The organism is Sneathiella chinensis, from assembly GCF_012720115.1.
GTDB classification, from domain to species: Bacteria; Pseudomonadota; Alphaproteobacteria; order Sneathiellales; family Sneathiellaceae; genus Sneathiella; species Sneathiella chinensis.
Genome location: NZ_VNWN01000004.1, coordinates 70174 through 89536 on the forward strand (window position 1 = coordinate 70174; position 19363 = coordinate 89536).

Consider the following 19363-nt stretch of genomic DNA (forward strand, 5'->3'; position numbering starts at 1 on the left):
CAATGGGGTGTCGTGCCGAATAACCAAAGAAGAATGAAGACACGGCAAACCTCCCGGACAATATACGAACTTAAAAGGCAGGGATTAGTATGAAACTTCTCCGATTTGGACCTGTTGGTCAGGAAAAACCCGGTATTCTGGATACGGAAGGCCGTCTTCGCGATTTGTCCGGGGTCGTCCCGGATATTACCGGGGACTGTCTTGGCGATGACGGGCTTGCCCGGATTGCCGCCATTGACACGGACAGCCTGCCGCTTGCCCCCGAGGGCGTGCGGATTGGTGCCTGTGTTGGCAAAATTGGCAAGATGATCGGTATTGGTCTGAATTATTCGGATCACGCAGCCGAGGCAGGCATGCCGGTGCCGGAACAGCCGATTGCCTTCATGAAGGCCACCTCGGCCATTTGTGGTCCCAATGATGATCTTCAGATTCCGCAAGGGTCTGAGAAAACCGACTGGGAAGTGGAACTTGGCGTTGTGATCGGAAAACGGGCCAAATATGTCTCCCGCGAGGCGGCGCTGGACCATGTGGCCGGCTATTGCGTGGTCAATGATGTGTCCGAGCGGGCCTTCCAGAACGACCGCGGCGGCCAGTGGATGAAGGGAAAATGTCACGATACCTTCGGCCCCATCGGCCCGTGGCTGGTAACCCGCGACGAGATCGCGGACCCGCAGGACCTTGAATTGTGGCTGGAGGTGGATGGACATCGTTACCAGCAGGGGAATACGGGTACCATGATTTTCGATGTGGCGACCCTTATTGCCCATTTGAGCGAGTTCATGACACTGGAACCCGGTGATGTGATCACAACCGGCACCCCGCCGGGTGTCGGCATGGGACAAAAGCCGGAGCCTGTCTTCCTGAAGGCCGGACAGACGGTGCGGCTTGGTGTTGTGGGACTGGGAGAACAGTGCCAGACAACAGTCCCGGCAAGCCGGTAAGTCAATCAGTAACACAATAAACAGAAAAACAGGAAAAGGTGGATTATGGAAGTAACCGCACGGCCGGAAGATCTGGGCTTTTGTAAACAGCGTCTTGAAAATATCACAGACTGGATGAAGCGATATGTGGAGGCCGGAAAGCTGCCGGGCGCACAGACGCTGGTCATGCGGGAAGGCGAGGTTGTCTATTCAAACTGGACAGGTTACCGGGATGTGGAACGGGCGCAGGACTGGACAGGGGATACGATCGCACGGTTCTATTCCATGACCAAGCCGATCACCTCCGTGGCTCTGATGACCCTGTATGAAAAGGGTCTGTTCCATCTGGATGACCCGATCGAGCGGTTCATCCCGGCCTTTGCCGATATGCGGGTCATGCGGAAAAATGCGGTGTCGCTGGATGATACCGAGCCTTGCCGGACCAAGCCGACAATCCATCATCTTCTGACCCACTGTTCCGGGCTGACCTACGACTTCAACAAGGGGGTTCTGGAAGACGCCTACGCCGAGGAAAAGATGGACTTCATGCCCAACCGCGGCACGCTTGAGGATCAGGTGGAGCGGCTGGCCCGTCTGCCTCTGAAATTCGAGCCGGGTACCCGGTGGAACTATGGTGTGTCCACGGATGTGGTGGGCCGACTTGTGGAGGTTATCTCCGGCAAGTCGCTGGATGTCTATCTTCGGGAAGTCATCCTTGAGCCGTTGGGCATGAAGGATACCCGCTTTGATGTGACGCCGGAAATGGTGGGCCGGTTTGCCTCCTCCTATACGCCGAAGCGCGATGGCAGCCTGCGTCTTGTTGACCGGGCCGAGGATTCCCTGTTTGCCGAAGGGCGTGTGCAGGGCTTTTCCGGTGGGGGCGGTCTGGTCTCGACCGTGGAAGATTATTCAAAATTTGCCGAGATGATCCGTCAGCGCGGGGCGCTGGGAGAAGACGGCCCCCGTATTCTGGGAAGCCGGACCGTCGAGTTCATGATGGAAAATCATATGCCGGGCGATTTGGCCTCCATGGGGCAGCCGGTCTTTTCCGAAGTGTCCTTCGAAGGGGTCGGTTTCGGTCTTGGCGGTTGGGTCATGCTGAACCCGGCCAAGGCGCAGATGCTGGGCACCCCCGGTGATTTCGGCTGGGGCGGTTTGGCCAGCACGGTGTTCTGGGTGGACCCGCTGGAGGACCTGACGGTTGTGTTCTCGACGCAGCTTCTGCCGTCCAGCTACCATCCGCTCCGCAAGGAAATCCGCGCACTGGTCTATCAGGCGATGATCGACTGATCGCGGGGCCTGCCCGCACTCCCCGCCGGGCCTGCCCGCACGGGGAGTTGAACTTGTGGCAGGAATGATCATCTTCCCCTTAGGGAATAATCCTGTAATCTGGTCTTGTCGCGGCCGGATTACAGGAAAAGGGGATGAAGAATGAGTATCGCACTTGGTGTAAAACCCTTTGAGTTTGTCGTCTTTGGCGGTACCGGCGATCTTGCCATCCGCAAGCTGATGCCGGCCCTGCTGTTCAGTGAATGCGACAAACGACTTCCCGAGGAAAGTGATATCATTGCCCTTGGCCGGTCAGACCTGTCCCGTGACGACTATATCGCCATGGTCCGGGCCGGATGCGTCAAGCATATGGCCGACTATCCCTTTTCCGACGCCGATTGGGACGCTTTCTCCCGGCGCCTCAGTTATCTGCAACTGGATGCGGATAACGGGCATGATTTTCTCAAGCTGAAAGAAATTCTGGACCGGCGGCGGGACCGGGTGCGGGTCTTTTATCTGGCGACCCATTCCGACCTGTTTGGGAAAATCGGGGATCAGTTGCATGCGGCTGGGGTGATTACGGACGAGACCCGGATCGTTCTGGAAAAGCCGCTCGGTATGGACCTTGCCACCGCGAAACAGGTCAATGAACAGATCGGCAGGAATTTTCGGGAAGACCAGATTTTCAGGATTGATCACTATCTGGGCAAGGAAACGGTTCAGAACCTGATGGTTCTGCGGTTCGGCAACTCCCTGTTTGAACCGGTTTGGCATCATGGCATGATCGACAGTGTGCAGATCACGGTTGCCGAAACCATCGGGGTTGAAGGCCGGGGCGACTATTACGATAAAAGCGGTGCCCTTCGGGATATGATGCAGAACCACCTGATGCAGCTATTGTGTCTTGTGGCGATGGAACCGCCCGCCCATTTCGATCAGGATGATGTGCGCGATGAAAAACTGAAAGTTCTGAAAAGCCTGCGTCCCCTGTCCGATGCGGATGTGGCGGACAAGACGGTGCGCGGCCAGTATGAACCCGGCGCCATCGGCGGGTTGGCAACGCCGGGTTATCTAGATGACCTTGCCATCGGGGAAAGCCAGACGGAAACCTTTGCCGCCCTGAAGGCCGAGGTGGAGAACTGGCGCTGGACGGGGGTGCCTTTCTATTTGCGGACGGGTAAGCGACTGCGCCGGAAATTTTCGGAAATTGTCATCCAGTTCAAGCCGGTACCCCATCCCATTTTCAATCAGGCCGCCAGAGGGATAAAGGCAAACCGCCTGATCATCCGGTTGCAGCCGGATGAAGGGATCAAGCTGATCATGACGAGCAAGGTGCCGGGGCCCGGCGGAATTCGCCTTCAGCAAACGCCGCTGAACCTCAGTTTCTCGGATGTGTTCCGCAGTCGCTCCCCCGAGGCGTATGAGCGTCTTATTCTGGATGCGGTGCGGGGGAATTCGACCCTGTTCATGCGGCGGGATGAACTGGAGGCGTCTTGGGCGTGGATCGAACCCATTCTGGACGCCTGGCAGGAGGATCAGGTTGAGCTTTCCCCGTATCAGGGCGGGACAATGGGGCCGAATGCCTCAACGGCACTGATGGCACGGGATAACCGCACCTGGCATGACGGAGAGGAAACCTAGGGATCATCATGACTGTCCTCACTGAATATCTTTACTCGGCGCGGGAGCAGGTGAATTCTGCCCTTGCGGATTTTGCGGCGGACCGCCTGCAGGACGCTGTGCGAAAACGGGGCCGGGCCGTGCTGGTGGTGTCTGGCGGTTCAACGCCGGGGCCCATGCTGGAATTGCTCAGCCGTCATGAGGTGGACTGGAAGCATGTTGTGGTGTTGCTGTCCGATGAACGCTGGGTGGAGCGGGGCAGCGAGCGCAGCAACGAAGCGATGGTACAGACCTGCCTGTTACAGAACGCAGCGGCAGAGGCTCGCCTTGTCAGCCTGTATGAGCCGGGGATGGACGCGCAATCAGCCACCGGCACAATAGAAAAGCGGCTTGAGTTCCTGAGAGAGCGCCCGGACGTTGTCATTCTGGGGATGGGGGAAGACGGGCATACGGCATCGCTGTTCCCCTGCGCCGATGGAATTGAGGCCTTGCTGGACCCGGACCGGGCGGGATTGGTGGCGCGGGTAATGCCGAAAACCGCACCGGATGAGAGAATGACCCTGACAGCACCAGCGCTGACAAGTGCCCGGCATATGGTGTTGTTTATCACCGGCAGTTTGAAGCTGGAGATCCTTCAGAAAATTCTGGCGGGGATGAAAACGGCCCCGGTCGGCACGGTCCTTCAACAGGCATCGGGGGAAAAGGCGCTGTTCTGGGCCGCCTGAGCAAGAGAGGCATAGACGGATGGTACGCAAATCAATTCAGGACGTGACCCGGCGCATTGCAGAACGAAGTCGGGAAACCCGCTTGGCCTATCTGGAACAGATCAAGGCGGCCAGAGAGGCGGGGCCGAACCGGGCGTCGTTATCCTGCGGAAACCTTGCTCATGCCTGCGCGGCGTCACCGGACGCGGTCAAGGCATTCTACCCGGATAAGGGGGCGGTCAATATCGGGATTGTCTCGGCCTATAACGATATGCTGTCCGCCCATCAACCGTTGAAGGATTACCCGGACCTGATCAAGGCGGCAGCCCGCGAAGAAGGGGCCTTCGCCCAGTTCGCAGGCGGGGTTCCCGCCATGTGCGACGGGGTCACGCAGGGGCAGGACGGGATGGATTTGTCCCTGTTCAGCCGGGATGTCATTGCCATGGCAACCGGGGTTGCCCTCAGCCATAACGTGTTCGATGCGGTGCTTTGCCTTGGGGTGTGCGACAAGATCGTGCCGGGCCTGCTGATCGGAGCGCTGGCCTTTGGGCATTTGCCGGTGATCTTTGTCCCGGCGGGCCCCATGCCCTCCGGGTTGCCCAATGACGAAAAGGCCCGCATCCGGCAGGAATTTGCTCGCGGGGCCATCGGGCGGGACGAGCTGTTTGCGGCCGAAAGTGCCTCCTATCACAGTCCGGGGACCTGTACATTTTACGGGACCGCCAATACCAACCAGATGTTGATGGAACTGATGGGCCTCCATCTGCCGGGGACGGCTTTTATCAATCCGGGAACGCCCCTTCGCGAGGCCTTGACCCGCGAGGCCGCCCGGCGGGCCGTCGCCCTTGCGCGGGATGCTTCCCATCCGCCCCTTGGGCAGCAACTGGACGAGCGGGCCTTTGTCAACGCCGTGGTCGGGTTGCTGGCCACCGGGGGATCAACGAACCTGACCCTGCATCTTCTGGCCATGGCAAAAGCCGCCGGTATTCATCTGACATGGCAGGATTTTGCCGATTTGTCGGAATGCGTTCCGCTGGTGACGCGGATTTATCCCAACGGCAAGGCGGATGTAAACCATTTCCATGCAGCAGGCGGGTTCGCCTTTCTGGTCCGCACCTTGTTGGATGAAGGGTACCTGCACGAGGATGTCTCCACCATTGCCGGGGCAGGCTTGCGCCGGTATCAGCAGGAACCCTTCCTTGTTGGGGAGTGTCTTGAGTGGCGGGACGGGGCCGATACATCGCTTGATCCCGATATTCTTCGCCCGGCATCAGGCCCTTTTCAGCCGACAGGCGGCCTGAAGATGCTGACCGGCAATCTGGGCCGGTCCATCATCAAGCTTTCCGCGGTCAAGGAACCGCATCGTTTTGTGGAGGCCCCGGCCGCCGTCTTCCGGGATCAGGATGAATTTCTGTCAGCCTTTGAGGCGGGAAAGCTGCACCGGGATTTTGTGGCGGTTCTTCGAAATCAGGGGCCCAAGGCCAATGGCATGCCGGAACTGCACAAGCTGACCCCGGCCCTTGGCCTGTTGCAGGATTTGGGATACCGGGTCGCACTGGTGACGGATGGGCGGATGTCCGGGGCGTCTGGCAAGGTGCCAGCGGCCATCCATGTCAGCCCCGAAGCCCTGAGCGACGGGAATATTGCCCGCATTCGCGATGGGGATGTGATCACGCTGGATGGGGAAAAAGGGGTCTTGCAGGTGCAGGTGGATAGAGAGACGCTTGAACGCCGCGGCACAGAGAACCCATCCCCGAACAGGTCGGCCTTCGGGTCCGGGCGGGAATTGTTCGCCGGCATGCGGGAGCGGGTCAGCTCCGCCGAGACGGGAGCCGTGACCCTGTTTTCCTCATGAGGGGGTGGCGCGCGGCAGAAAGATGCTGGCCGTGGTGCCCTGACCGGGTTCGCTTTCCAGTGTAACAAAGCCGTTGGACTGCTTGGCAAATCCATAGATCATGCTGAGCCCGAGGCCGGTGCCTTTCCCGACCTCTTTCGTGGTGAAGAAAGGTTCGAACACATGTTCCAGTGTTGCCGCATCCATTCCCTTGCCGGTATCCTCAACGGACAGGCCCACATATTCCCCTGCCGTAACGTCGTTCAGTTCCAGTGCCTCTTCTTTTGAAACGGTTCGGTTGAAGGTTCGAATGGTCAGGTTGCCGCCTTCGGGCATGGCATCCCGGGCATTGATACAGAAATTCAGGAGGGAGTTCTCGATCTGGCTGGGGTCGGCGAAAATCGGCCAGATGCCGGGGGTATGCTCGAACCGGACAAGGATGGTTTCCCCCAGAAGGCGGTCGATCATGTCCAGCATTTCAAGGGTCAGGTGATCCAGTTGCAGCATCTGGGGATGCAGGGACTGTTTGCGGGAATAGGCCAGAAGCCGCTGCGTTAGCTGGGCTGCCCGTGTGCTGGATCGCTCAATCGCCCGGATGAAAGGGGAAACGGGGGTGTCTTCCGGCAGGGCTTCCTGCAGCAGGTCCACATTGCCAAGGATCACCGCAAGGATGTTGTTGAAGTCATGGGCAACGCCGCCGGTCAACTGGCCGACGGCCTCCATCTTCTGGGCCTGACGCAGTTGTTGCTCCATCTTGCGGGACCGTTCCTTTGCCTCGATCAGGCCGGAAATGTCACGGCCAGCCCCCCGGTAGCCCCTGAACTGTCCCTGATCGTCAAAGATCGGTACGCCGCTGATGGAAATATGCAGCAGGCTGCCGTCCGTTTTGTGAAGCTGGAAGCGGAAATCGCGAAAGGGTTTGCGGTTCGTCAAATCCCGCTTGTGCTGTTCCCAGTCGGCAGAGGACTGGTCGACGCCGGAATTGTCCCAGCGTTCCTTGCCAAGGAAGGTTTCTGGTTGGATACCCGCCAGTTTCTGGAAGCGATCCGATACGGAGGTAAAACGCAGATTTTCATCCATGGCCCAAAACCAGTCCGATGTGGACAGGGCCGAGGCCTTGAAGTTGGCTTCACTCTCGCGAAGGGCGGCCTCGATCTTGCGGCGGTCGGCAATCTCTTTTTCCAATTCCCGTGTACGCTCTGCAACCCGGATTTCAAGGCGGTCGTTTGTTTCCTTCAGCAGAAGCTCTGCCTCCTTGATCGGGCTGATATCCGTCAGCCAGGAAACAATCTTCTCGCGCCCGTCAATCATGATCTTTACCCATGAATTGAGAGCCCAAAAAGGGCTGCCATCGAACCGGGTCAAGTGGACTTCGCGGGCCATGACCTGTCCGGTTTCAGACACTTCCTCAATCATGGCGTCCCGGTCCGCCAGATCGACCCAGAAGCCCAACGTTGACGTGGTCATCAACTGTTCCATTGAGCACCCCAACAGGGTGGCGAGGCTTTCATTGACGAATGTGAAGCGGCCTGTGTTGACCTCGGATATACCAACGGAAACGGGACTGGCGGCCAGAATGTTTCTCAATTGGGTTTCCGAGGCTTCCAGTTCCTTTTGTGCCTCCTTGATCTGGGTCAGGTCATAGAGCCAGAAAACCACTTGGTCCGTATCGCCCAGATTGAACTGGCGTCCGAAAATATCAGCAGGAAAAGGATCGCTGCCCCGGCGAATAATCCGGGTGTTCATAATTTCCAGATGGCCCGTTTCGCTGATCTCGGTGAAGAAGGTGCGCCGGTCCTCATCCGAGGCCCAGAATGTGTGCGCCTTTTCCCCAAGCAGGGTCTTCGCCTGCGGGGCAATCAGGTCCTTGAGGCGGCGGTTGGCAAAGGTGATGGTGCCACATTGTTTGTTGGCAATCCCGACCCCCACCGGGGAGCTGTCCAGAATATGCTGGAAAGCTCGCTCGGTATTCTTGCGTTCCTGAATTTCCTGCGTCAACTCACGGGTTCGCTCCAGAACCTGCTGTTCCAGCCCCTCTGAAATCTGCTCCAGCCGTTCTTGTGTTTCGACAAGCTCCTTAATGTCCGTTGCGATCCCGGCCACTCCAATCACCTCGCCATCCGTCCCATTGACGGGAAACTTGACGGTCAGGGTGGGCTGTTCGTCTGCCTGATACCGGAAATCTTCGCGGAAGGTGAGGGGGCGGTTCGCGGCGGCAACCTGTTGGTCGTGGCCCCGGAGCTGGCGGGCGATGTCATCCGGGAAAATCTCGAAATCGTCCTTACCAAGGATCTTGTCGCCATCCATGCCATATTTTTTGCCGGCATGATTGCCCGCCAGCAAGTAGCGCCCTTCCATATCCTTCATGAAGACATAGGCGGGACTGTTGTCAATGACAGCCCGAAGCATGTTTTCCGATTGTCGCCATTTCCGTTCTGCCTGCCGGAGGTCTGAAATATCCAGCAGGACACCGATCAGGCCGGTGGTGGCCCCGGCGTTGTCAGTCAGGACCGACTTGTGAAATAACACATCCCGCACCGTACCATCGGCAAAGCATACTTTGCTTTCATAGACTTGCCGCCCGCCTGCTGCGAACAATTCATCATCCGCTTTTCTGTATGTATCAGCCAGATTGGGGGCGGAAATGTCATGGACGCTCTTGCCGATGAGGTCCTGCCGGGCAAGGCCGATGCTGTTCAGGAATTCCTCGTTGCATCCCGTATAGATGTGGTCCGTGTTCTTGATGAAGACCGGCGCAGGAATGCTTTCCAGAAGGGTCTGCCCAAGGTCTGTCAGGCCGTGCAGGGGAAGGGGCATGTCCGGGGCGGGGCCTGCAGGTTTGACAAAGACGAGGACCGTGTTGTTTTCGGTTGCGCAGAGCAGGTCGACAATCCTCTCTCCGCCGGAGTTCGGACCAGGAAGGACAAGACCGGGAACGCGAAATTTTTGCCCTTCCTCGGTATGCGCGGCGATGGCTTTGCGGAGCCGTCCCATATCGGCAGGCGAGAGCAGGCGGTCAAGCGGCATGCCGTCGCAGGGCTGGCCACCAACATGTTTCTGAAAGGCCGGGGAGCCGTCAAGAAGTGTCCCGTCCCTGTCCAGCAGGAAGGCAGGCTCATCTGTCAGGGCGAGCAGGGTCTCCGGTTTTAGCATGGGGAGGCCCGCCTGTATTTGATTATTCGCTCTGCTGATTCGGGAAACAGAATGCTTAAATTCGCTAATAAATACATAGTCTGCTGTACAATCACACAACTCTGATGATCTGTTTGCCCGGCATTTCCGTTGGGGTTTTCCGGCTTTTGAGGCAATGTTAAATTACAACTTCGAGGATTGCGATTATTTTATCCTTTGTTAGTGAAGAATTCAGGGTGCGAGAAGGGCGTTGAAAATACCTTTTCGATAGATTTCTGCCATTTTGCGGCACGTATAACAACTTTTAATAAAAATATTTTTTAGCTTTTTCTACCAAAATGTCTTAATTAACATATTACTATTGACGGAATGGTTTGTTCGTTAGTTTTATATCCTGAGTTGTCCTGTAAGGGACAGGTTCCGTTTTGTAAGAACCCGCATGGGTAGCAGGCTGTCGTTCGGTCCTTGTTACCTGACATAAGGGGTCGTAGAATTTTAACCTTCAACTTGCAAAGGGAGGCAAGAATGAGGAAGATTTTTACAGTGGCTGCCGCTGCTGCGATGTGTCTGGGGGTCTCGACAGCCGTTCAGGCAAAGACGCTGAAACTGGCCTATGATGCAGACCCGGTTTCCATGGATCCCCATGAACAACTGTCCGGGGGAACCCTGCAATTTTCCCACATGGTGTTTGATCCGCTCGTCCGCTGGACCCGCGATCTGGGATTTGAAGGGCGGCTTGCCGAAAGCTGGGAACGCATTGATGAGAAAACAATGCGGTTCAACCTGCGCAAGGGCGTGAAATTCCATTCAGGCAATGAAATGACCGCCCTCGACGTGGTCTGGACGTTCGACCGCCTGAAGAAAAGCCCGGATTTCAAGGGCCTGTTCGCCCCGTTTGAAGGCATGCGGGTCGTTGATCCGCACACCGTTGAACTGGTGACCACAGCGCCGTATCCGCTGGTCCTGAACCAGGCGACCTATATTTTCCCGATGGACAGCAAGTTCTATACGGGCTTTGATGACAAGGGAAAATCCAAGGCGGCCATTGTCAAGCACGGCGATGCCTATGCCTCTACCAACGCGTCCGGTACCGGCCCGTTTGTCGTCACCTCCCGCGAGCAGGGCGTGAAAGTCGCCTTCAAGCGGTTTGACGATTATTGGGATGCCAAGTCACCGGGGAACGTTTCTGAAATCATCATGACGCCGATCAAGGAAGGCCCGACCCGTGTTGCGGCCCTCTTGTCCGGCGATGTGGATTTCATTGCACCTGTACCGCCCACCGATCTGGAGCGTATCGAGGAAAACCCGAACACCAAACTTGTCACCATGAGCGGTACTCGCATCATCACTTTCCAGATGAACCAGAACCGGGTTGATCATTTCAAGGATGTTCGCGTTCGTCAGGCGATTGTACATGCCATCAATAACGACGGTATCGTCAAGAAAGTCATGAAAGGCTTCGCCACCGTTGCCGCCCAGCAGGGGCCGAAAGGCTATGTGGGTTATATGGAGGAACTGACGCCTCGCTATGACGTTGAAAAAGCCAAGCAGCTGATGAAAGAGGCCGGTCTTGAAGACGGTTTCTCCATCACCATGATGGCGCCGAACAACCGGTATGTGAACGATGCGAAGATCGCCGAAGCGGTTGCCAGCATGCTGTCAAAGATCAACATCAAGGTTGACCTGAAGACCATGCCGAAGGCTCAGTACTGGCCGGAATTCGATAAACGCTCTGCGGATATGATGATGATTGGTTGGCATTCCGATACCGAGGATTCCGCCAACTTCTCTGAATTCCTGACCATGACCCCGAATGCTGAAACCGGGTATGGCCAGTATAACAGCGGTAATTATTCAAACCCGAAAGTGGATGAACTGGTCCTCAAAAGCCAGAGCATGACGGATATGGCAGAGCGCGCCAAGGTCCTGCAGGAAGTGGAAAAAACCCTGTATGACGATGCTGCCTTTGTGCCGCTGCATTGGCAGAACCTGGCATGGGCATCCCGTAAAGGGGTGAATATCGAGCCTATCGTCAATGTGATGAACTTCCCGTATCTCGGTGATCTGGTCATCGAATAAGCCGGTAGATGTGAGGGTCGGCATCCGCTTGGAGTGCCGACCCCCTTTCAAGGATATAGACGTTGGATTATCTATATTTTGCGATCAGGCGTATCCTGCAGGCCATATTGGTGATGTTTGTCATCAGCCTGATCGGTTTTTCCATTCAGGACAATCTGGGAGACCCGCTGCGCGAGCTGGTGGGGCAATCCGTCTCGGAGGCGGAACGGGATGCCATGCGGGAGCGCATGGGGCTGAATGATCCGTTTCTTGTCCAGTATGGCCGTTTTCTGTCCAAGGCCGTTCAGGGGGATCTTGGCAATTCCTATTTTTTCAAGAAACCCGCGCTTGAGGTGATTGCCGCCAAGTTTCCGGCAACTCTTGAACTGGTGATCGGGGCCACCTTCATCATTGTCGTTTTCTCGGTGCCGCTGGGCGTGTTTTGCGCCATCAATCCGAAAAGCTGGTTTTCCAAGTTTATTATGGGGTTCAGTATTGTCGGCATTTCCGTGCCGGTATTCCTGACCGCGATTTTCTCAATTTATATCTTTGCCGTGGAACTGGGCTGGATGCCCTCCTACGGGCGGGGGGAAACCTCGGACCTGCTGGGCTGGCAATCCGGGTTTTTCACCTGGGACGGTTTTGTTCACCTGATCCTGCCAAGTTTCTCTTTGGCGTCCATCATGATGCCGCTTTTCATTCGCCTGATCCGGTCTGAAATGATGGAAATCCTGCAGATGGATTATGTCCGTTTTGCCTGGGCCAAGGGGCTTTATCCGGCGCGGGTCTGGTTTGTCCATGCGCTGAAGAATACCCTGTTGCCGGTGATCACGGTGGGCGGTGTTCAGGTGGGGACCATGCTGGCCTATACCATCCTGACGGAAAGCGTGTTCCAGTGGCCGGGTATGGGGTTCCTGTTCCTTGAGGCGGTCAACCGCGTCGATACCCCCCTGATCATTGCCTATATCATTGTTGTTGGACTGATTTTTGTGGTGACCAATACAATTGTCGATCTGGTCTATACATGGGTGAACCCAACCGTGAAACTGGTGGGGCAGAAGTCATGAGCAAGGTCGCCACTTTCCTGAAATCCGATTTTGTGTTCCGGTTCCGCCGGGACAAGGTGGCCGTTGGCAGCTTTATCGTTGTCATGGCGCTGGTCCTCTGTGCCGTTCTGGCACCGCTTATTGCACCCTATAACCCTTACGACCTGACCACGATCGATATCATGGACAGCGAAATCCCGCCCGTATGGGATAAAAGCGAGGGGGACGCCCGGTTCCTGTTGGGGACCGACCCGCAAGGGCGCGATATGCTGAGCACGATCCTTTACGGGATGCGTATTTCCCTGACCATTGGCTTTTTCGCGGTGCTGTTGCAAGCCACCATCGGGGTGGCCATCGGTCTTTTGTCCGGGTATCTGGGCGGGCGGGTCGATGCGTTTTTCATGCGTCTGGCTGATATCCAGCTATCCCTTTCCACCCTGATGGTGGCGATTATCACGCTGGCCGTGTTCCAGGCGGCCTTCGGGGCGGAGCTTTATAGCGAACTGGCGATTTTCATGCTGGTCATGGTGATCGGTATTGCGGAATGGCCCCAATATGCGCGGACAGTCCGGGCCTCGGTTCTGGCGGAAAAGCACAAGGAATATGTGGATGCCGCCCGCGTTATCGGGATGAGCCAATGGCGCATCATGGTCCGGCATATCCTGCCCAATACCCTGTCGCCCATTCTGGTGATCTCGACCATTCAGGTGGCGAACGCGATTATCTCCGAGGCGGCCTTGTCGTTTCTCGGTCTTGGTATGCCGGTCAACAAACCGTCTCTCGGATCGCTTATTTCCAGCGGGTTCGAGTTTATTTTCAGCGGCTCATGGTGGATTACGGTTATTCCAAGCATTGTTCTAGTGGTCCTGATCCTCAGCATTAACCTGCTGGGCGACTGGCTGCGCGATGTCTTGAATCCAAAGCTGTACAAGGACTGAGCATGGCGTTGTTAGAGGTAAAAGATTTACAGGTGGAATTCCCGCTGGGTCGGAAAACCCTTCAGGCGCTGTATGGTATCGATTTTGCGCTGGACAAGGGGGAGCGGCTTGGGATCGTCGGGGAAAGCGGTGCGGGGAAATCCGTTGCGGCCTTTTCCATCCTCAACCTGCTCAGCAAGCCGGGCCGGATCTCCGGCGGGGAAATCCTGTTTGAAGGGCGGGACCTGTCCAAGCTGAATGATAAGGAAATGCGTACCATTCGGGGCAATCGGATCAGCATGATCTTTCAGGACCCGATGATGACGTTGAACCCGGTCTTGACCATTGGCACACAGATGGTTGAATGCCTGAAGGCCCACCGGGATATTTCCAGTGCCGAGGCGCGGGAAATCGCAATCTCGAAATTGCGTGAAGTGATGATCCCGTCGCCGGAAAATCGCATGGACAGCTATCCCCATGAATTGTCCGGCGGGATGCGCCAGCGGGTGGTCATTGCCATCGCATTGCTGACCGACCCGTCGATTATTATTGCCGATGAGCCAACCACCGCGCTGGATGTGACCATTCAGGCCGAGATCATGGCCCTGATGCTGGAGCTTTGCAAAACCAACAATGTGGGGCTGATCCTGATCACCCACGATCTGGCGGTGGTCAGTCAGGTGACGGAACGGATCATGGTTATGTATGCAGGCCGTGTGGTCGAGGAAGGATATACGCAGGAAGTGATCAAGAACCCGCGTCATCCCTATACCCGTGGCCTGTTGAAGGCCTTGCCGCAGGAGAACCGGCCGGGCCAGCGGCTGAACCAGATTCCGGGTTCCATGCCGGCGCTGGACGCCATTCCGGCGGGGTGCGCGTTCAATCCCCGCTGCGAGTTTGCGGATGGGGATTGTGTGAAGGCGGTACCCGATCTGGTGGGAGAACAGGGGCACCGAGCGGCCTGTGTGCATGTGGATCGTATCCCGGCCTTTGTCGGAGCAGGAGGAGCGGAATGAGTGATACAGGAGCTGTCCCGCTCGTTGAAATCGAGAATGTGGAGAAACGTTTCGGCGGGGCAGGAGGTTTCCTGTCTTCGCCGCAACCGGTGGTCAAGGCCCTCAATGATGTGACCCTGACCGTCCCGAAGGGCGAGGCTTTTTGCCTCGTCGGGGAAAGCGGGTGCGGAAAATCCACGCTGGCCCGAACGGTGATCGGATTGCATCCGCCGAGTGCGGGGGAAATCCGGTATCGCGGGAAGCGGATCGATAATCTGAGCACCCGGGAACGGCGGCCCTATAACCAGAAAATGCAGATGATTTTCCAGAACCCCTATGCGTCTCTCAATCCGCGCATGACGGTTCTGCAAACCCTGGAAGAGCCGCTGCGTATTCATCGCCCGCAAATGAGCGATGCGGAAATTCGCGACAAGGTCCATGCGGTCATGCGCTCGGTCGGGAATGACCCTGCGTGGGGGGAGCGGTATCCCCATGAATTTTCAGGCGGCCAGAGACAGCGGATCAGTATTGCCCGCGCCTTGATGCTGGACCCGGAATTCATTGTGGCGGACGAGCCGATTTCGGCCCTTGATGTATCCATTCAGGCGCAGGTTCTGAATGTGATGATGGATGCCCAGAAGGAACGGGACCTGACCTATCTGTTCATCACCCATGACCTGTCTGTTGTTGAGCATTTCGGCAGTCAGGTTGCGGTGATGTATCTGGGAACGGTCTGTGAGCAGGCGGAAACGCGAAAATTGTTTTCCATGCCGCGGCACCCTTATACGCAGGCCTTGCTGAGTGCCATTCCCAAGATGGATGGAACCGGCGTCAATCATGTGAAGATGACCGGCGAGGTGCCGACCGCCATGGATTTGCCAAAAGGGTGCGTTTTCCACCCGCGCTGTCCGCATGCCATGGAGCGGTGTTGCCACGAGGTGCCGACACTGAAGCAGAATGGCAGCAGCCAGACCGCCTGTTTCGCCGTTGAAGAAGGGCGTATCTGATCGAACAGGACAAAAAGGCGGCGGATAAGGGCGGATCTGATCGTTCTGGATACCGCCTTCTTTCCTGTCAGCTTTGATCAGCGCGAGGGTTTAACCGTTTCGAAAAAATCCTGCCAGCGCTTGACAGCGGCGCTTTCATTGAAAGACCCGAGATATTCCGCCTCTGCCGCCGCGACGATGGACTGATAGAGCGCCTTGTCGTGGATCAGGTCGCGGATATGGGCGGCAAGGGTCTGGTGATCGTCAATGGGGGCCAGCATCCCGGTCCGGCCATGATCGATATAGGCCTCGGGGCCTGTGGCGCGGGCGGCGACGATCGGTGTTTTTGACGCCCAAGCTTCCAGAATGACATTGCCGAACCCTTCCTGCCGGGACGGAAAGACGCAGATATCGGCGGTGGCCAGCAGGGCCTCCTTGTCGGTGCGCCAGCCAAGGAAACGCACCCGGCTTTCCACCCCAAGATCAGCGGCAAGGGCCTGCAGATCAGGCAGGATTGCCCCTTCCCCCCCAATCCAGAGATAGGCGTCCTTTATGTCCGCGAGCGCCCGAATGGCCACATCCAGTCCCTTGCAAGGGTGCAGACGGCCCAAGGCCAGCAGCAGCGGAGCGTCTTCCGGGGTGTCCAGATCAGCCCGCGAGACGGGCGGGGACGGGGTCCAGTGAACGAAGTTGGGGATATAGTGGACCCGGTCGGCAGGCCAGCCATTGTCGATGATATAATCACATAGATGGCGGGTTATGCCGACCAGATGGTCGCATTTGTTGAAATATTTCAGTTTATAGTATCCGCCGATCCGCGCCACTTTGGTGAAATCCCCATCCGGCGTCATGGAGGCGGCCCGGCTCATCCAACTGAGGAAGATATCCGGCTGGTAGTCGGCGGCCAGTTGCTTGAGGGTGCGCGGTGTCCGCCAGTCCAGTGCGCCGCCGAATTTCAGGTTTACCGGCTGCAGGCCGCCTTCTTGCAATGCCGTGTCGCGGACAGGGTTGGCCCGCGTCGCCAGAAGCTGGTCCATCCCGGCGCGGGAAAAGGCAAGGGCAAGATTTACAAAGAAGGTTTCAGCCCCGCCGTGTCCGGCCCCGCCGATTGCCTGCATGATCTTCATTGAACTGTCTCCGTCATGAGGCCCTTATAAAGGAAGGGCCGCTATTTGCATAGCGACCCTGTTCTCTTCCGATTCAATGGAAAAAGGGTCCTAGTCTGCGGACGCCCCCTGTGCGATCCAGCGGCCAATCAGTTGCCGTTCCGCCTCGGTCATTTCCGTGATATTGCCAAGCGGCATGGCATCCGTATCCACGGACTGTTGGCGGATACGGGTTTTTTCCCGCAGGATTTGCGCGGCGGTTTCCAGTCGGACCCCCTTGGGTGCCACGTCGAAATCCTCGTTTGTCGGTTTCGCCGCATGGCAGCTGGTGCAGCGGTTGTTGATGATGGTTTCGACCTCGCTGAACGAGACCTTGGGGCCTTCGGCCAGATCAGCGGTTTTCGGTGTCGCCACATAGGCAATCACAAAAAACAGCACGAATGCGACCGGCAGCAGGAAAAGGCCTTGCTTGGCCCGCCCCTGATTTTTCATGTTGAAATAATGGCGTACCAGAATGCCAACAAGGGCAATGGCCGCCAGAACCAGCCAACTGAAATCATGCCCGAAGGTCATGGGATAGTGGTTGCTGATCATGATGAACAGGACCGGCAGGGTGAAATAGTTGTTATGCAGGGACCGTTGCTTGGCTTTCAGGCCGGGGGCGGGGTCCGGGGCCTCGCCTTTTTCGGCGGCACTGACAAGGGCGCGTTGGCCCGGCATGATGACCATCATCACGTTGGCCGCCATGATGGTTCCGATCATGGCCCCCACATGGATATAGGCCCCCCGACCGCTAAAGACGTGACTGAGACCATAGGCCGCCAGTGTCAGCAACAGGAACAGGACAATCCCGAACACCCCCTGATTGTTGATCAGGGGCGTCTTGCAGAGGAAGTCATAAACGACCCATCCCCCGATAAGGGACCCGAGGCCGATAAGAATGGCCGTATCGGGCGAGATATCGGCGACATTCTGGTCGATGAGGTAAATTTCTGCGCCAAAGTAATACAGGATGGCCAACAGGACGAAACCGCTGAGCCATGTGAAATAGGCTTCATACTTGAACCAGTGAAGGTGATCCGGCAGGGCGGGCGGGGCCACGCGATATTTCTGCACCTCGTAGAAGCCGCCGCCATGGATGGCCCAAAGCTCGCCGCCCACGCCGGCCTTGTCCTTGGGGCCGTCTTTTGCCGGCGGTGTCAGGTTCATGTCCAGCCAGATAAAGTAGAAGGACGCGCCGATCCACGCGATGCCGGTAATGATATGAATCCACCGGATTGCCAGATGCACCCATTCGAATAAGTCGAACCCCATAACTCTCCCTCACTCTCCCATACTCGGAATTCCGACCCGGCCCCCTCCCTCAAGGTCCGCCGGTCACAATCCGGAATTTTCCCGAATTTTTGATTATTTGAGAAGTTTGAATTAGAGTAACAGTCTTTCAAAAATAATTTGATAATAAAATGGCATCTTTTCAAAATATGGCGGCCTTTGTCGCAGTGGCCGAACAGGGTAGTTTCTCTCAGGCGGGGCGGGAGTTGCGGGTTTCAACGGCGGTGGTCAGTGCGCGGATCGCAAAGCTGGAGGCGGATATCGGCGTGCGGCTTTTGAACCGCACTACGCGGCAGGTCTCCCTGACCGAGGAGGCGCGGGGATATTATCAGGATTGCAAGGATATCCTGCAACAGGTGGAACAGGCAGAGGCGGCCTTGTCCTCGCGTCAGAACAATCCGTCGGGCAGCCTGAAAATTGCGGTGCCGGTGGTCTTCGGGCGGCGGTATGTGGCACCGCTTCTACCGGGATTTGTGGGACGCTACCCGGATATCGATATTCGCCTGCATCTGGCGGACAGCTTTGTCGATATCCTGAAAGAAGGGATGGATGTTGCCATCCGTATTGCCAGCCTTCGGGATTCCACACTGATGGCGAGGAAACTGGCCGACAGCCCCCGCGTGATTTGTGCTGCGCCGTCCTATCTTGACCGGTTTGGAACCCCGCAGGTTCCGGCTGATCTGTTGCAGCATCAATGCCTGTTGCTCCGGTTTCCGGGTTCCGTTCAGTTCCAGTGGCGCTTTCAGGAGAACGGTAACCGCATCACCCTTCCCGTGCAGGGGCGTCTGGACAGCAATAACGGGGATGTCATTCGGGACTGGGCGCTTGCCGGTCACGGGATTTGCATGAAATCCCGCTGGGAGGTGGCACGGGAGTTGGCCTCTGGTGAGTTGGTTGAACTGTTGCCAGAGACACCGCCGCTGCCTGTGGGGGTTTATGCGCTCTATTCCCCGGCAGCAACACTTCCGCCGCGTATCCGGCTGTTTATTGATTATCTGGTCGAGGCGTTCAAGCCGGGGATTGGTTAGGCATTGATGCGGGCATGGATACTGGCTGGATTGTAAAACATGCCAAGGGACAGGCTTTCCGCAATCCGTTCCGCTTTTTCAAAGATGAAATCCGCATCGTCAGCAGAAAAAAGCTCATCCAGTGTTTCACGGAACAACACCAGCCAATGCCCGAAATCTTCCGGCTCAACCGTTTGGGTCAGTGTCATATGGGCCCGCATGGGGTTCCCGGAATAGAGGCCGCTGCTGTTCAGGACGGATGACCAGAAACGATACATCTTGGGTAAATGTTCTGCCCATTTGTCGCCGATGGCACCGTCAAAGATGGGACCAAGCGAAGGGTGCTGGCGAACCTTGCCGTAAAACCGGTTCACCATTTCAACGATCATGTCGTTGGAAATTCTGACGGGTCTGGTTTTTCGCACGCGGGCACCTGT

General features: G+C 57.0%; 15 protein-coding genes. 11 read left to right on the top strand and 4 right to left on the bottom strand.

Annotated features, from left to right (window positions below):
* Positions 1-89 precede the first annotated feature (89 nt).
* From FQB27_RS06960 to edd, 5 genes are all read left to right on the top strand, one after another.
* A complete protein-coding gene (locus FQB27_RS06960) occupies positions 90-941 on the top strand; it encodes an ureidoglycolate lyase (RefSeq protein WP_169560190.1) in 852 nt (283 codons plus the stop codon).
* A 45-nt stretch (positions 942-986) separates the two neighbouring features.
* Entirely contained in the window at positions 987-2210 is a 1224-nt protein-coding gene (locus tag FQB27_RS06965; RefSeq protein ID WP_169560191.1) for a serine hydrolase domain-containing protein, read from the top strand.
* Between the two features lie 141 nt (positions 2211-2351).
* Positions 2352-3830, top strand: a complete 1479-nt coding sequence (gene zwf, locus FQB27_RS06970; RefSeq protein ID WP_169560192.1) for a glucose-6-phosphate dehydrogenase — start codon at positions 2352-2354, stop codon at positions 3828-3830.
* Positions 3831-3838: 8 nt separating this feature from the next.
* Positions 3839-4534 carry a 6-phosphogluconolactonase gene (gene pgl, locus FQB27_RS06975; RefSeq protein WP_169560193.1) on the top strand — a complete coding sequence of 232 codons (696 nt, stop codon included), beginning with the start codon at positions 3839-3841 and terminating at the stop codon, positions 4532-4534.
* Positions 4535-4553: 19 nt separating this feature from the next.
* Complete coding sequence (gene edd / locus FQB27_RS06980) at positions 4554-6368, top strand: phosphogluconate dehydratase (protein WP_169560194.1); 1815 nt, start codon at positions 4554-4556, stop codon at positions 6366-6368.
* Here edd and FQB27_RS06985 read toward each other — a convergent pair.
* The gene (locus tag FQB27_RS06985; RefSeq protein WP_169560195.1) at positions 6363-9500 is read right to left on the bottom strand and encodes a PAS domain S-box protein; all 3138 of its coding nucleotides are present in this window, start codon (positions 9498-9500) and stop codon (positions 6363-6365) included. The genes edd and FQB27_RS06985 overlap by 6 nt on opposite strands.
* 504 nt (positions 9501-10004) lie before the next feature.
* Here FQB27_RS06985 and FQB27_RS06990 point away from each other — a divergent pair.
* The 5 genes from FQB27_RS06990 (at position 10005) to FQB27_RS07010 (ending at position 15502) form a co-directional block, all read left to right on the top strand.
* Entirely contained in the window at positions 10005-11558 is a 1554-nt protein-coding gene (locus FQB27_RS06990) for an ABC transporter substrate-binding protein (RefSeq protein ID WP_169560196.1), read from the top strand.
* 62 nt (positions 11559-11620) lie between these two features.
* On the top strand, positions 11621-12604 hold the full coding sequence (locus FQB27_RS06995) for an ABC transporter permease (protein ID WP_206374422.1): 984 nt from the start codon (positions 11621-11623) through the stop codon (positions 12602-12604).
* Entirely contained in the window at positions 12601-13521 is a 921-nt protein-coding gene (locus FQB27_RS07000; RefSeq protein WP_169560197.1) for an ABC transporter permease, read from the top strand. Before FQB27_RS06995 ends, FQB27_RS07000 begins: the two co-directional genes overlap by 4 nt.
* 2 nt (positions 13522-13523) lie before the next feature.
* Complete coding sequence (locus FQB27_RS07005; RefSeq protein WP_169560198.1) at positions 13524-14516, top strand: ABC transporter ATP-binding protein; 993 nt, start codon at positions 13524-13526, stop codon at positions 14514-14516.
* Positions 14513-15502 (top strand): ABC transporter ATP-binding protein, encoded by a 990-nt coding sequence (locus FQB27_RS07010; RefSeq protein WP_169560199.1) that lies wholly within the window; start codon positions 14513-14515, stop codon positions 15500-15502. The genes FQB27_RS07005 and FQB27_RS07010 overlap by 4 nt, the downstream gene beginning before the upstream one ends.
* 77 nt (positions 15503-15579) lie before the next feature.
* Here the strand turns inward: FQB27_RS07010 and FQB27_RS07015 are convergent, their stop codons facing one another.
* Positions 15580-16608, bottom strand: a complete 1029-nt coding sequence (locus tag FQB27_RS07015) for a glycosyltransferase (RefSeq protein ID WP_169560200.1) — start codon at positions 16606-16608, stop codon at positions 15580-15582.
* A gap of 90 nt (positions 16609-16698) precedes the next feature.
* Positions 16699-17901, bottom strand: coding sequence for a urate hydroxylase PuuD (locus FQB27_RS07020; protein ID WP_169560201.1), 1203 nt, complete (start codon positions 17899-17901; stop codon positions 16699-16701).
* Between the two features lie 149 nt (positions 17902-18050).
* Between FQB27_RS07020 and FQB27_RS07025 the strand changes: the two genes are divergently transcribed.
* The gene (locus FQB27_RS07025; protein WP_169560202.1) at positions 18051-18947 is read left to right on the top strand and encodes a LysR family transcriptional regulator; all 897 of its coding nucleotides are present in this window, start codon (positions 18051-18053) and stop codon (positions 18945-18947) included.
* Here the strand turns inward: FQB27_RS07025 and FQB27_RS07030 are convergent.
* Positions 18944-19351: a group III truncated hemoglobin gene (locus FQB27_RS07030; RefSeq protein WP_206374425.1), complete on the bottom strand. Its 408-nt coding sequence runs from the start codon at positions 19349-19351 to the stop codon at positions 18944-18946. The two genes, FQB27_RS07025 and FQB27_RS07030, sit on opposite strands and share 4 nt — an antisense overlap.
* Between the last annotated feature and the right edge of the window lie 12 nt (positions 19352-19363).

Bases quoted from the DNA above. Each gene is read 5' to 3' on its own strand.
- edd (WP_169560194.1), top strand. From the start codon at position 4,554: ATGGTACGCAAATCAATTCAGGACGTGACCCGGCGCATTGCAGAACGA.
- FQB27_RS06965 (WP_169560191.1), top strand. From the start codon at position 987: ATGGAAGTAACCGCACGGCCGGAAGATCTGGGCTTTTGTAAACAGCGT.
- FQB27_RS07015 (WP_169560200.1), bottom strand. From the start codon at position 16,608: ATGAAGATCATGCAGGCAATCGGCGGGGCCGGACACGGCGGGGCTGAA.
- pgl (WP_169560193.1), top strand. From the start codon at position 3,839: ATGACTGTCCTCACTGAATATCTTTACTCGGCGCGGGAGCAGGTGAAT.
- FQB27_RS07025 (WP_169560202.1), top strand. From the start codon at position 18,051: ATGGCATCTTTTCAAAATATGGCGGCCTTTGTCGCAGTGGCCGAACAG.
- FQB27_RS06985 (WP_169560195.1), bottom strand. From the start codon at position 9,500: ATGCTAAAACCGGAGACCCTGCTCGCCCTGACAGATGAGCCTGCCTTC.
- zwf (WP_169560192.1), top strand. From the start codon at position 2,352: ATGAGTATCGCACTTGGTGTAAAACCCTTTGAGTTTGTCGTCTTTGGC.
- FQB27_RS06960 (WP_169560190.1), top strand. From the start codon at position 90: ATGAAACTTCTCCGATTTGGACCTGTTGGTCAGGAAAAACCCGGTATT.
- FQB27_RS07020 (WP_169560201.1), bottom strand. From the start codon at position 17,901: ATGGGGTTCGACTTATTCGAATGGGTGCATCTGGCAATCCGGTGGATT.
- FQB27_RS07010 (WP_169560199.1), top strand. From the start codon at position 14,513: ATGAGTGATACAGGAGCTGTCCCGCTCGTTGAAATCGAGAATGTGGAG.
- FQB27_RS06990 (WP_169560196.1), top strand. From the start codon at position 10,005: ATGAGGAAGATTTTTACAGTGGCTGCCGCTGCTGCGATGTGTCTGGGG.
- FQB27_RS07005 (WP_169560198.1), top strand. From the start codon at position 13,524: ATGGCGTTGTTAGAGGTAAAAGATTTACAGGTGGAATTCCCGCTGGGT.
- FQB27_RS07000 (WP_169560197.1), top strand. From the start codon at position 12,601: ATGAGCAAGGTCGCCACTTTCCTGAAATCCGATTTTGTGTTCCGGTTC.